We start from the raw sequence: 13,848 nt of genomic DNA on the forward strand, positions 1-13,848 counted from the left end.
TTTAGTGGATGCATGTCGTTATCCCAAAACCGCTTCACACTTTTGGGCGACATGCATCTAATGTCCGCGCGTCGCGGCGATCTCGGCGCCGTAGCGCATCTCGAGAAGTGTTTTCAAGACCAGCGTGACCAGCGCCAGGCCGGCAAGCAGCGAAGCGACGGCAAAAGCGCCGACGGCGTTGTACTCGTTGTAGAGGATTTCGACATGCAACGGCATGGTGTTGGTCAGCCCGCGTATGTGGCCCGACACGACCGAGACCGCGCCGAATTCGCCCATCGAGCGGGCGTTGCACAGAAGCACGCCGTAGAGCAATCCCCATTTGACGTTGGGCAGCGTCACGTACCAAAGGTCTGCCAGCCATTGGCGCCCAGAGAGAGCGCGGCTTCCTCGTCGCCGTTGCCCTGTTCCTGCATCAGCGGGATCAGTTCGCGGGCAACGAAGGGGAAGGTGACGAAGATGGTCGCGAGCACGATGCCGGGCACGGCGAACAAGATCTGGATGCCGTGCGCCTTCAGCCATTCACCGAACAGTCCCTGAGCGCCAAACAAAAGCACATAGACCAGGCCGGAAATGACCGGCGAGACCGAGAAGGGCAGGTCGATCAGCGTGGTCAGAAAAGCCTTGCCCTTGAACTCGAACTTGGCGATCGCCCAGGCAGCCGAAATGCCGAAGACGACGTTGAGCGGCACGGCGATCACCGCCACCAGCAGCGTCAGCCGGATCGCCGAGCGCGTATCGGGATTGGAGAGCGATTCCGTGTAGGCGCCAATGCCTTTCGCCAGCGCCTCGTGGAAGACGATGATCAGCGGCAGCAGCAGGAAGATGGCGAGGAAGGCGAAGGCCACCGCCATCAGCAGCAGCCGCACCGGCCGGCTTTCGGTCACCGCCGCCGACCGGCTCTCGTGATGCGGTTCGTAGGATTTGATCTCGGGGTCAGCCATAGCGCTTGCGACTCCATGACTGCGCCAGGTTGATGACCAGCAGCATCACGAACGACAGCAAAAGCATGATCGCCGCGATCGCGGTGGCCGCCGGATAATTGTACTCCTCGAGCCGGATGACGATCAGAAGCGGTGCGATCTCCGACTTGTAGGGAAGGTTGCCGGCGATGAAGATGACCGAGCCGTATTCGCCGACGCCGCGCGCGAAGGCGAGTGAGAAGCCGGTGATGATGGCCGGCGCCAGGCCGGGAAACAGGATGCGGGTGATGATCTGGAAGCGGTTGGCGCCGAGCGTCGCGGCGGCTTCCTCCACTTCCTTGTCGATCTCCTCCATGATCGGCTGCACCGTGCGCACGACAAACGGCAGGCCGATGAAGACGAGCGCCACGACAATGCCGAGCGGCGTGTAGGCGACCTTGATGCCGAGCGGCGCCAGGAGATGGCCGATCCAGCCATTGGGCGCATAAAGAGTGGTCAGCGCAATGCCCGCGACCGCGGTCGGCAGCGCGAAGGGCAGGTCGACCATCGCGTCGACGACGCGGCGGCCGGGGAAGCGGTAGCGCACCAGCACCCAGGCGACGAGCGTGCCGAAGACGACGTTGACGGCGGCTGCGATGAAGGCTGTGCCGAAGCTGATTTCGAGTGCGTTGATGGTCCGGCGGTCGGTGGCGATCGCCCAAAAATCGGTCCAGCCGAGGGCTGCCGAGCGCCAGATCAGGCCCGACAGGGGGATGAGGATGATGAGCGTGAGGTAGGCAAGCGAGAAGCCGAGCGTCAATCCGAAACCCGGAATGACACTCGGCTGTCTGAATCGCCACCCCGCCTTGGCGGGTGCTATGGTCATGTCGTCCTGATCTAAATCCTACTGGGCCGGCTTGTAGATCTGGTCGAATATACCACCATCGCCGAAATGATAAGGCTGTGCCTTCTTCCATCCGCCAAAAAGCGGATCGTCGATGGAGATCAGCTTGATTTCGGGCGTCGTCGGAATGTCAGCCGCATCCACCAGCTCGGGCTTGGCCGGACGATAGTGGTTCTTGGCGATGATCGTCTGGGCTTCCTTGGAATAGAGCCAGCCGAGATAGGCTTCGGCGACCTTGCGGGTGCCCTTGGCATCGACATTGGCGTCGACGATCGCCACCGGCGGCTCGGCCAGGATCGAGGTCGGGGGATAGACGATCTCGAAATTGTCGGCTCCGAATTCATTGAGCGCCAGATAGGCGTCGTTTTCCCAGCCGATCAGCACGTCGCCGATGCCCTTTTGCGCGAAGGTGACCGTCGAGCCGCGTGCACCGGTGTCGAGTACCGGAGCATTGGCGTAGAGCTTGCCGACGAATTCCTTGTTCTTGGCTTCGTCGCCGCCATCATTGGCGTTGGCATAGGCCCAGGCGGCAAGGTAGTTCCAGCGCGCACCGCCGGAGGTCTTGGGGTTCGGCGTGATCACCTGGACGCCGTCCTTGACCAGATCGCTCCAGTCGTGGATGCCCTTCGGGTTGCCTTTGCGGACCAGGAAGATGATGGTCGAGGTGTACGGCGCCGAATTGTTCTCGAATTTCTTGCGCCAGTCCGGGTTGATCTTCTTCGATTTGGTGACGATGGCGTTGATGTCGCCTTCGAGCGCCAGCGTCACCACATCGGCATCGAGGCCGTCGATCACGGCGCGGGCCTGGGCGCCAGATCCGCCATGCGATTGCTGGATCGTGACGGTTTCGCCGGTCTCGGCCTTCCAGTGCGCGACGAAGGCTTCGTCATAAGCTTTGTAGAGTTCGCGTGTCGGGTCGTAGGACACGTTCAGAATGGTGGTATCGGCAAACGCGAAACCGAGCGTGCCGAACTGGATCGATGTGGCGACCAGTGCGCCGAGCAGTTTCTTGAAATGAGGTTTGGTCATTCCCGCCTCCGTTGATGACGGCTGAACTCTATCGAATTGATAGAAATTAGATGCATTCAACGTTGCCTTTTTTGCCCCCACGAAGGAAATTTTCGCCGATATTGGGGTTCGCGAGGAAATATTTTCCTCATATTGGTCTAACCCAAATCCGGCCGGTTTGACCCTATCTAGGAGCTGACACCGCAGAAGCAAGGCCGAGCGAGGGAAGGCTCGGTGTAGCACCGGGCGGTTCAGCCCGCAGTGATGGGAAAATCGAAGCGCAGCTTTGGATACGGCTCATCCCTCAGCGTGTAGTGCCACCACTCGCGCGCATAATTCTTGAAGCCGCCGGCGCGCATGGCGTCGAGCAGCCTTTTGCGGTTTGCCGCCGCTTCTGCCGCCAATGGGCGATGTGCGGTTTCGCTTGCCGGGTCGAAACAGTCGAAGCTGGTGCCGAAACCGAGCGTGCCGGCGCCGGCCGCGCCGCAAGCGGCGGATGACTTGTTCTTGCCGTCGCTGCGGGCGATGGCGACATCGACGGTCGAGCCGCGCGAATGGGTGGACAATTCGCCGATATAGCCCTTGGCGATGAGGTCGCCGCGCTGCACCTGAGGGTACCATTGCGGATCGGGCGGGCCGCCCTCTCTGGTCCATTTGCCCATGTCGGCAACGGCGCGGGCCGGGCGGTAGCAGTCGAAGACGACCAGCGTCAGGCCGTCGGCGGCGAGCGCTTTCTGCACGCCGGACAGCGCTTGCGCAGCTTGCTTCGTGAGGATGCAGATTGGGGCGTCGTAGCCATCGGCCTTGCTATGCAGGAAATTTTCCAGGCCGGCATAGCGGATGTCCTGGCGGATCGAGGGATCGACATCGGCCAGGCGGACGAAGCCGGCGGGCAGGGGATCGGCGTCGGCGGGGGAGCAAGTCGAAACGAACATGGATAGGGCTAAGGCCAATCCTCGATGCAAGCGCTTCGGCACACCCCCCTCTGGCCTGCCGGCCATTGGCCGGCAGGCCAGAGGGGGGTGCCTCGCGCCGGGCCTCGGGCGAAGAAGCCCAATCCCCTGAATCGCTTGGCGCCATCTATTCAACGAACACCTTCACGCTTGCCGCGCGTCCCACGGCGTCGATGACGGTGAGCGTCGAATAGCCGGCGCCGTCGGGCAGCCAGGTCGCGGTGCGGCGGCGGTCGATGCCGACGAGCGGCTTGCCATTGGCCAGCCAGCGGAACGGCGCGCGGCCGCCTTGCAGTTTCAGCACCAGCGGCGAGGCCTCGGCGGAATTGGTGGCGAGATCGACGCGGGCGCCGTTGGGCGGGAAAATGATCGTTGGCGCCGGTTCCGTCGGGCCTGCCTGCACCAGTCCGTCGGCGCCGGCGCCGAAGCGCGCCAATGTCACCGGCAGGTCTTCGCGCCTGGCCTTGACGACGCCGGCCGGCTGGCTGGGCAACGGGACGGCGGTGAGGCCTGAACGGACGAAGCCCTCGAACAGGATGGGGGCGGCCGAGACATAGCCGGACAGGCCGGGCACCGCACCGGCATCGGCGCGGCCGACCCACACACCCAGCACGTAGCGGCCGTCGAAGCCGACCGACCAGGCATCGCGATAGCCGTAGGACGTGCCGGTCTTGTAGGCGATGCCGCGCTGCAAGGCGCCCTCAGGCGGCTTTACGCCCGACAATATGTCGGTGATCTGCCAGTTCGCCTGGGCGTCGAGGATGGTGGCGGTGGCGCGCTCGTGGTTGGCCGGCTCGGTGCCGTCATGCAGCGTGTTTGCCTTGCCGCCATTGGCGAGGCCGGTATAGAGCTGGACGAGATCGCGCAGCGTTACGCCGACGCCTCCGAGGCCGATGGCGAGGCCCGGCGCCTCGTTGACCGGTAGCACCGGGCTGACGCCGGCCTGGCGGAAGCGCGCCATCAGCCGTGCCGGGCCGACCGAGTCGAGCACGCGGATCGCCGGAACGTTGAGCGACAGCTGCAGCGCCTGGCGGATCGAGACATCCCCCTGATAGCCCATGTCGAAATTCTTTGGCCGGTAGCCGCCGAAATCGACCGGACTGTCCTCGATCAGCATTTCCTGCGCCACCAGCCCTTGCTCGAAGGCGAGGCCATAGATGAACGGCTTCAGCGTCGAACCGGGCGAACGCACGATCCTGGTCATGTCGATCCAGCCGGAGCGGCTGGCATCGAAGAAATCGGCCGAGCCGACTTCGCCAAGAATGTCGCCGGTGCGTGCGTCCGCCATCACCATGGCGACCGACAGGCGCGGGCCAAGCTTGATCGCGGCATCGCGCGCCACCTGTTCCAGCCCTTGCTGGACGCTTTTGCGGATCGTAAGCTGCAGTGGCTTGCCGGGCACAGCCTTGGGCAGCATGGCGTAGGCGGCGTGCGGCGCCAGCGCCGGCAATTTGCGGCGCAGGCCCGAGACATCGTCGAGGGCGGCGCGCGCGGCCTCGCGCTCGCCAAGCAGGCCTGCCGAAACCATGCGGGTCAGCACGCGGTCGCGGGCGGCATGAGCGATGGTGAGATTGCGGTCGGGCCGGCGCTTTTCCGGCAATTGCGGCAAGGCGACGAGCAGTGCTGCTTCCGAGACCGTCAGCCGCTTCGGCTCTTTGCCGAAATAGGCGAGCGAGGCGGCGCGCACACCTTCAAGATTGCCGCCATAGGGCGCCAAGGTCAGGTAGCGTTCGAGGATCTCCTGCTTGGACAGCCGCCGCTCGATCTGGATGGCACGCAGCATCTGCTTGATCTTCGAGCCGAGGCTGCGGTTTTCGCGTGGCTCGATCAGCCGGGCAAGCTGCATCGACAGGGTCGAGCCGCCGGAGACGATATGGCCGCTGGTGGCGAACTGGCCGGCGGCGCGCGCCAGCGCCAGCACATCGACGCCATCATGGTCCCAGAAGCGCTTGTCTTCATAGGTGACCAGCATGTCGACGAACTGCTTGTCGACCTGGTCGAGATGAGTGTCGAGCCGCCAGTAACCGTCCGGCGTGGCGAAGGCGCGCAACAGCTGGCCGTCGCGGTCCTGGACCTCGGTGGAGACGGTGAGCCTTCCGGGCAGTGGCGGCGGAAAAGCGCGGTCGAGTTCCCACAGGGTAACGGCTCCTGCCGCCAGAACTCCGGCACAGGTGGCCGCGGTTATGGCAGTGAGGCGAAGTAATTTCCTGGAAAGCATGGCGCCGCCCCTCATTGCCCTGCCGGGGCCTGCGCAGAGGTTTTCGGCAATTTCCAACGTCGCAGAAGGGGTGCCGGCGAACGCCACAGCGCCCTTCTCCCCGTCACTATACGGGGACAAGGTGCCGGCAGGCGGATGAGGGGCAGCGCCATCGCTACGTCAATCAAGGCGCCTTACGGCGCCTTGATCTCCATCATACCGGTGGCGGTGCGGGCCGAATATTGCGGCCGGTACATGTCCTCCACCGTGGCCGCCGGATGGGCGTAGGTGCCCGGCGTCACCGCACGCACGACATAGGCCAGCATGATGTTGCGGTCGCCATCGCCGTCATTGGGATTGAATGCCGCGACGAAACGGTCGTCGCGGAATTCGAGATGGGCTGCGTCCGTTTGCGCCAGCCAGGTGAAGTTCGACAATTGGGCGCTGGAGACAAGGCCCGGATTGTCGATCTCGAAGCCGGCCGGCAACAGGTCGGTGATCAGCAGGCGCGAAGGCCAGCGGTTCTGCTCGTAAACCTTGAGCACGACCACGTAGCGTTCGTTCTGCGTCGCCTCGGTGACGTTGGCTTCGGTGCCATCGAGCTTGTAGTAGGTGCGGTCGATGGTGAAGCCGTCGCCGCCGGCCGGCAAGGGCTCTACCGGCGAGGCGACCGTGGTGACGACCGCCTGCAGCGGCGTGGCGCCGGTGTTGGCGATGGTCAGCGGGCTGTCGGCAATGTCGGTGCCGCTGAGGTGGTTGGAATATCCACCTGCATGCGGCGCGCCGTTGACCGACAGCGTGATCGAGTCGTTGCCCGACTTCAGCGCGCGGGCCGCCAGAAGCATCCAGGACTCGTCCTGCGTGCTGGTCCAGCGGGCATCGGCGCGTTCCCTTGCCACCAGCCGGATCAGCTCCGGCACGATGGTCGGCACCGGCTTCGATTCGGCGGCGAGCGCCAGGATCGCGGCGCCATCACGCAGCCGCGAGCCATAGTCGGACCGGTAGTAGTCGTATTCGGTGGTCGACTTGGCCAGCTGCAGCGCCGTCTGGAAGGTTGCTTCCGAACGCTGCGCGTCGCCGTAGAGCGCCAGGCTCGCCGCCAACTGGGCGACGGCCATCGGGCTCGAGAAGGCTTCGAGCTTGGTGTCGGCGTAGTAGCGCAGATCGCCGACCGAGGCCTTCTTGTTGCGGGCCAGAACATAGAGCGCGTAGGCGATTTCGCTGCCGCGATCCTGGACGTCCTGGTCGTAACCGACCGAGTTTTGCAGATTGCTCAGCGCCTGGCTCATCGCCAGCGCCGGCACGTCGTAGTTCTGCTCGCGCGCCCGGGTCAGGAAGTCGGTGACGTAAGAGTCAAGCCACAGGTCGCCGGAGCCCGGACCCCACAGGCCGAAGCTGCCGGCCGAAGCCTGGTAGCTCAGCACCTTGTAGATGGCGGCCTGCACGCGGCCGTGCAGTTCGGGATCGCTTTGCATGCCAACGCCGGACGCCAGATCGTTGACGTAGAGAAGCGGCATGGCGCGGCTGGTGGTCTGCTCGGCGCAACCATAGGGGTAGCGGTCGAGCGTCATCAGCAGTGACGGCACGTCGAAGGCGGCAGCCTGCGAAACGCCGACGCTGATCGAGGCGCCGTCGAGCAGGCTTGCCGCGAGCAGCTCCTTGTCGACGCGCAGAGAGCCGCCATTACCCTTGAGGTCGACGACCAGACGGGTGGTGACCGGCAATTGCGCCGGACGCACCGGGACATACAGCGTCTGCTCGACGGAGGTGCCGTCGCCATGGGCGAGCTTGATGGTGATCGAGGCATTACCCGCCGTCTGTGCAACCAGCGGCACGGTCAGCGTCTGGCGCTTGCCCTTGGCGAGAGTCAGCTTTTCGGGCAACGGCTTGTCGCCGGTCGAGAGGTCGCCGGTCGTGGCGATCGACAGGGCATAGTCGCCCTCCGGACCGTCGGTGTCGGCGACGTCGAGCCGCATGATCGCTGCATCTCCAGGCGCCAGGAAGCGGGGCAGGCCGGCGGTGATCACCACCGGATCGCGCACGATGACATCGGTCGTGGCATGGCCAACGGCCTCCTTGGTCCAGGCGACGGCCATGACGCGCACGGTGCCGTTGAACTGCGGGATGTCGAAGTCGATCCTTGCCTTGCCGTCGGCGTCGAGCTGGACCGGGCCGGAGAAGAAGGCGACCAGCTTTTCGGTCGGCGGACTGCCTTGCGGCTGCATGGAGGCGCCGTCGCCGCCGGTCCTGAGCTTGCCGGTGGTGCCGAGCGAGCCGTCGATGAGACGGCCATAGATGTCGCGGACTTCAAGCCCGAGCATGCGCTGGCCGAAATACCAGCCCTCCGGATCCGGCGCCTTGTAGTTGGTGAGGTTCAAAATGCCGACATCGACGGCAGCGACCGTGACATAGGCATTGCTGCCCGGTGCTACGCCGGCGACCGAAACCGGGATCGACAGCTGCTGGCGCGGCATCGTCTTGTCCGGCGGCGTCAGGGTGACGGCGAGCTTTTTCGAACCTGGGTCGACCGTCAGCCATTTTACGCCGATGGCGCGCGCCGGCATGCGGGTTTCCTGCGCATCGCCGGGCCGGAACAGGGTTGCGGTGATGTAGGCGCCGGCGCCCCAGTTGTCACCGACCGGGATGTCGACCGTGCTGCCGCCGGCCGGCACGGTTGCCGTGACGGTCTTGAGCAGCTTGTCGGCGCCGATGGTAACCAGCAGTTCGCCGGCAAAATGCGGCGACACTTTCAGCTTGGCCACGTCGCCGGCGGCATAGCTGTCCTTGTCGAGAGCGATCTCGAGCCCATCAGGCGTTTCGGTGGAGGTCGAGGAGACATACCAGCCGGCGTCGAACTCATAGCTGGTCGCCGGGCCCTCGGGATCGGCAGTCTCGATCTCGAGCCGGTACTGGCCCCAGTCGACCGGCATCGTCACGGTCGCCTCGGCATCGGCGCTGAGATCGACCTGGCCGTTGGCGATCGACTTGGTGAAGGTGACCGGTTCGTAGTTCCACGAGTTGTTGTTGCGATACCACTGGTAATTGCGTTCGACCTTGACCAGCGACCACTGCGCGCCCTTCAGCGTCTCGCGCTTGCCGTCGGGATCGACCGCGATGAGGCTGAATTTGGCGGTGCCGCCCTGCGGCACCTCATTGTCGGCGAAATCCGGACGAATGCCGATCATGTGGCCTTGCGGGCGGATGCCGATGTTGATCGAGCGCTCGATGGCGCGGCCGCCGGTTTCGCGCATGCGAACCGTGACCTTGGCGTCGACCAGCTTGGTGGTCGCGGGCAATTGGTCGACCGTGACCGGGAAGGTCGCCTTGCCGTCGTCGCCGACCACCGGCAGACCGGTGAACGGGGTGACCGAAGGCTCGGCCGACTGCTCGTCGGCAAGGCCGAACGAATAGCCGGCGAAACGGTCCCAGTCGCGCGCCGTCGACAGCGTCAGCTCGCCTTCGAGCGCGAGGCCGGCGGCCGGCGCGCCATAGAGGAAGCGGCCGTCAATGTCGATGTTGGCGGTTTCGCCCTGGGCGATCTCCTGCTTGTCGGACTTCATATCGAACTCGATGCGATCCGGCACGAAGTCTTCGACCAGGAACATCTGGCTGGAAACGGCCGCCTGCTTGGGATCGGTATAGATCGACACCGTCCAGGTGCCGCGCATGGCGTTGGCTTCCAGCGGCAGGTCGACGGCATAGCCGCCGGCCGAGACGCCATCGGCAACGATGCGGCGGTTCTCGACGCCGTCGGGACGGGTGAAGATGAAGGTCAGCGGCAGGTTTTCCACCGCTTTGGAGGCGCCGTCGCGGGCAAGGGCTGCGACATGCACATCCTCGCCGGCGCGGTAGATGCCGCGTTCGGTCCAGGCATAGACATCGAGCGCGCCCGGTGCGGCGCGTCCGGCGACGCCGCGATCGGACAGATCGAAGCCAGCGCGGCCCATGTCGAGGAAGACGAAATCGTTGTCGCCCTGCTTGGCCATCAGAACGGCCGGCACCATGCCGCCGTCGCCGCGCGTCAGGCCGGGGTTGAAGACAGCATGGCCTTCGGCGTCCGACGTGGCTGTGCCGAGGATTTCATTGTTCCTGGCCAGCAGCGTCAGTTCGGCGCCGGCGATCGGCTTGGCGGTTCCGAGCGAGCGGGCAAAGACATTGAGGCCATCCTGGCCGGTATAGGTCGACAGGCCGATGTCCGAGACGACGAACCACTGCGTGGCAAGCGAATTGTAATTGTCCTCGTCATTTTCATTTACCGCTTGCGCGGTCAGCACGTAGACGCCGGGCTTGCGCTGCGGCAAGGCTTCGTCGACCGGGAACGAAGTCGTGACGTCGTTGTTGAGGTCGTTGGCGATATCGAGCTGCCCCTGCCAGACCGGCTCACCCATCTGGTCGGAAATGCTGGAGATATCATAGCCGTCGAGCTGCTTCAGGAACTGATAGCCGGACAGAAGCTGCGCGAGCGAACGATCGCCGATGCGGTAGAGCTTCATCTGCGCGGCGTTCATGTTGACGGTGACGACCGGGATGCCGCGGCGGGCGCCGGCGGGCAGCACGAAGCTGTCGCCGGTGAAACGGGCGGACGGCGCGCGGTCCTGCACATAGATCGACAGCACGACCGGAGCGGCGGTGACCTCGCCAATTGCGGCCGGCAGGCCGGCGCGGAAGGTCACTTCGTAATGCTGGCCGTGTTCCAGGCCTTCGACGCAGATCTGCTTGTCCTTGGCCTCGACGCCCTTGGGCGGCTGGTTGTCGACGGTGACGAACTGGGCGTAGTCGACGCCGGTCTTCACCAGCTCCTCGGAAAACTGCGCGCAAATGCGCGGCGCGCTGGTGTCGGCGTCGATCGAGTGATCGATGACGCGGAAGCCCTTGCGGGCCTTGAGATCCTCATATTCGGCCTTGACCGCCGGCGAACTGACCAGCGCGAGGCTGGCTTCATAGGCCTGCAGGGCTGGACGGTAGAGATCGCGGCGGTCGAGGCCGTTGCCGAGCAGCGCCAGCACTTCGGCGCGGGTCTTGGTGGTGCGCAGCAACTTGTAGGCGTTGATGGCGGCGGAGGTGCCTTTGACCGGCAGATTGTAGGATTCGGAGGTGCCGCTGGCCGGCTGTATGGCAAGCGTTTCACGCGCCAGACCGAGCCAAAGCTGGCCGTCGTCAGGCAGGACCGAGACCGCGGCCTCGTATTTGTTCATGGCTTGGCCATGGTCGCCGGTCAGTGCAGCCTGTTCGGCGGCGGCGCGGAGTGATTCCAGCCCGTCGGTCGGCTTGTCATAGGCCGGATCGGTCAGCTTGTTGCGGTATTGCTGGGCCTGGTCGGCCATCCAGTTGGGGAAGAAGGCGAGTTCCGGCGGGGCGCCGATATCGGGGTCGCCATCGACATTGACGACCTTGCCCGCGACCGCGCCGCTGAAGGGTTTCAACTGGTTATAGTCGGATTTTAGGAAGCACCATTTGGCCTTGTTGTTGTAAGTAAAGGCGCGGCAGGCGGGGTCGCCGAGGCATGTCGTCTTGCACTGATCGAGGCTGACATTCTGGTCCGATCTGAGATCGAACCCGAAATAGTCGGAATTATTTGAGGTCACCACCCGGCGGGCTTCGGCCGCTTGCGCTACAGACCCCCAGGCGAAAATGAGAAGAATCAAGATCGACAGACCACGAGCCGCCGCGCGCATCGCCATAACACCCTCCAGACACTGCTACGTCCGCGGCATGTTCAAGCTTCAGTCAAGCTTGTCAACACGAGGACGGGCAGGTTTCCGCCCGCCAACGGTTCCCAAACCGGCCAATGACCGGTATGCCGATAGTTCATCCACGGGAAAGGGATCACGCATTCTTGCGAAAACGCAGAAGGTGTGAATTCCAAGCCCTGCCTATTTCAGACAATTGGATTGTGGCCCCTTTACGAGCGCTTCAAAACTTCATTCCAATTTTAGTTTTGTAACCTAGGTTGTCCTGATGCCGGCGTATGAAGCGCAGATGTCGAAGGTAAGTGCGCCACGGCGCACGCTTTCGCGTGCGCTGATTGTGGCGTTGGCGTGCTCGAGCGTGCTCGTTGCCGAATCAGGGTCGGCAGCCGCCTTCGAGCTCTTCGGCATCAAATTGTGGGGCTCTTCGAATGACGAGGACGCCGATATCGTCGACCCGCTGCGCTATGCGGTGACCATCGAAGCGCCCGATGCCGACAAGGACCTGGTCAAGAAGCTCGAAAACGCCTCGTCGCTGAAATCCGACGAGGACCGCCCGGTTTCCGGCTCGCTCGGCCTATTGGCCAAGGCGCGTAGCGACCGCGAACAGCTGGTCGCCGCGCTTTATGCCGACGCCCGCTATGAAGGCGTCGTCACCATCACCATCCAGGGCAAGGCGCTCGACGATTTGCCGCCCGATGCCGAATTCACTGGTCCGCAGCCGATCCCCGTGGTGGTCAGCATCGCCAGCGGGCCCAAATTCACGCTCGGCAATATCAGGCTGGAGGGCGATGCCGCCGGGCTTGCGAGCGCCGATTTCGGCCTGATAGCCGGCGGCGATGCCGGCTCGGGCGCCGTGCTCAAGGCGGAGGCGCTGATCGTGCGGGCGCTGAAGCAGGAGGGCCGGCCGCTGGCCCGGATCACTGACCGGCAAGTCGTGGCCGAGCACACCACCTCGACGCTAGACGTGACGCTGACGGTGGCCGCCGGGCCGGTTGCCGGTTATGGCGACACCACCGTCGATGACACCGAGAAGGTCGATCGCGAGTTCACCGAATATATGACCGGGCTGAAACGCGGCCGGCAATATTCGCCTGACGAGATCGACGATGCCCGCGACCGGCTGCTGAGGCTCGAAGTGTTCAACAGCGTGACGCTGAAGGAAGCCGACAGTCTCGACGCCGACGGCAACATTCCGATCGGCGTTCAGGTCAGCGAGCGCAAACCACGCTATTTCGGCGTCGGAGGCACTTTCTCCAACACCGAAGGGCTAGGCCTGGAAGGCTATTGGGGCCACCGAAATCTGTTCGGCCGGGCCGAAAAGCTGCGCATCGAGGGCAAGATCAGCGGCATCGGCAGCAACGATCTCAGCGAGCTCAACTACAATGCCGGCATCATGTTCGAGAAGCCGGGCGTGGTCGGGCCGGCTTCGAAATTCATCGCCAGCGTCAAGACCGTGCTCGAACATCCCGATGCCTACGACCATTTCTCGGTCAAGGGCAGCACCGGCCTGTCCTATGAGATCGACAAGAAGCAGACGGTTTCGGCTGAAATCGCGCTCGACTATTCCAGGATCACCGACGCCTTCGGCAAGCACAAATACCTGATCGCCAGCATTCCGCTGCAATATGTCTATGACAACAGGGACAACCGGCTCAATCCGACCAGCGGCTTCAGGGTTCTGGCCTATGCCGAACCGAGCTATGACATTCTGAGCGGCGCCGCCTTCCTCAAGCTCAGGGGCGAGGGGTCGGCCTATCAGTCGCTCGACACGGCCTCGAAATTCGTGCTTGCCGAACGCGTCGCGCTGGGTTCGATCGTCGGCACCGGCCTTCAGAACGTTCCAGCCGACAGGCGCTTCTATTCCGGCGGTGGCGGCTCGGTGCGGGGCTATGCCTATCAGGGCATCGGACCGAAGGACATCGACAATCAGCCGATCGGCGGGCTTTCCTTCTTCGAAACATCGGTCGAAATGCGCATTGCGCTGACCGACACGATCGGCATCGTGCCGTTCGTCGACGCCGGCACTGTCTCGACCACAGCGACGCCGGACTTTTCCGACGTGAAGGTCGGCGCGGGCGTTGGCCTGCGCTACATCACGCCGTTCGGGCCGCTGCGCATCGACGCCGCCGTGCCGCTCAACCGCGACCGTGGCGACCCGCGTTTCGGCATCTATGCCGGGATCGGACAGGCGTTCTGA

Annotated in this window: 6 protein-coding genes and 1 pseudogene; 1 reads left to right on the top strand and 6 read right to left on the bottom strand. The window is 64.2% G+C overall.

The window, feature by feature from the left end:
* Positions 1-57: 57 nt before the first annotated feature.
* The 6 genes and pseudogenes from cysW to NKL04_RS03505 all read right to left on the bottom strand — a co-directional run bounded on the left by cysW (position 58) and on the right by NKL04_RS03505 (position 11,642).
* Positions 58-941: pseudogene (gene cysW / locus NKL04_RS03480) on the bottom strand (sulfate ABC transporter permease subunit CysW).
* Complete coding sequence (gene cysT / locus NKL04_RS03485; RefSeq protein ID WP_023687973.1) at positions 934-1,785, bottom strand: sulfate ABC transporter permease subunit CysT; 852 nt, start codon at positions 1,783-1,785, stop codon at positions 934-936. Before cysT ends, cysW begins: the two are co-directional and overlap by 8 nt.
* A gap of 18 nt (positions 1,786-1,803) precedes the next feature.
* On the bottom strand, positions 1,804-2,832 hold the full coding sequence (locus tag NKL04_RS03490) for a sulfate ABC transporter substrate-binding protein (RefSeq protein WP_023699654.1): 1,029 nt from the start codon (positions 2,830-2,832) through the stop codon (positions 1,804-1,806).
* Positions 2,833-3,062: 230 nt separating this feature from the next.
* Entirely contained in the window at positions 3,063-3,746 is a 684-nt protein-coding gene (locus NKL04_RS03495; protein ID WP_023699653.1) for a M15 family metallopeptidase, read from the bottom strand.
* Between the two features lie 145 nt (positions 3,747-3,891).
* Positions 3,892-5,982 carry a penicillin-binding protein 1C gene (gene pbpC, locus NKL04_RS03500; protein WP_023699652.1) on the bottom strand — a complete coding sequence of 697 codons (2,091 nt, stop codon included), beginning with the start codon at positions 5,980-5,982 and terminating at the stop codon, positions 3,892-3,894.
* A gap of 173 nt (positions 5,983-6,155) precedes the next feature.
* Complete coding sequence (locus NKL04_RS03505; protein WP_027050659.1) at positions 6,156-11,642, bottom strand: alpha-2-macroglobulin family protein; 5,487 nt, start codon at positions 11,640-11,642, stop codon at positions 6,156-6,158.
* Between the two features lie 277 nt (positions 11,643-11,919).
* Here NKL04_RS03505 and NKL04_RS03510 point away from each other — a divergent pair, with 277 nt between their 5' ends.
* Positions 11,920-13,848 (top strand): autotransporter assembly complex protein TamA, encoded by a 1,929-nt coding sequence (locus NKL04_RS03510; RefSeq protein WP_023699651.1) that lies wholly within the window; start codon positions 11,920-11,922, stop codon positions 13,846-13,848.

This window comes from Mesorhizobium sp. C264A, assembly GCF_040324515.1.
Classification (GTDB): domain Bacteria; phylum Pseudomonadota; class Alphaproteobacteria; order Rhizobiales; family Rhizobiaceae; genus Mesorhizobium.

Excerpts from the sequence above, each read along its gene's own strand:
- cysT (WP_023687973.1), bottom strand. The coding sequence starts at position 1,785 with ATGACCATAGCACCCGCCAAGGCGGGGTGGCGATTCAGACAGCCGAGT.
- NKL04_RS03490 (WP_023699654.1), bottom strand. The coding sequence starts at position 2,832 with ATGACCAAACCTCATTTCAAGAAACTGCTCGGCGCACTGGTCGCCACA.
- NKL04_RS03495 (WP_023699653.1), bottom strand. The coding sequence starts at position 3,746 with ATGTTCGTTTCGACTTGCTCCCCCGCCGACGCCGATCCCCTGCCCGCC.
- pbpC (WP_023699652.1), bottom strand. The coding sequence starts at position 5,982 with ATGCTTTCCAGGAAATTACTTCGCCTCACTGCCATAACCGCGGCCACC.
- NKL04_RS03505 (WP_027050659.1), bottom strand. The coding sequence starts at position 11,642 with ATGGCGATGCGCGCGGCGGCTCGTGGTCTGTCGATCTTGATTCTTCTC.
- NKL04_RS03510 (WP_023699651.1), top strand. The coding sequence starts at position 11,920 with ATGCCGGCGTATGAAGCGCAGATGTCGAAGGTAAGTGCGCCACGGCGC.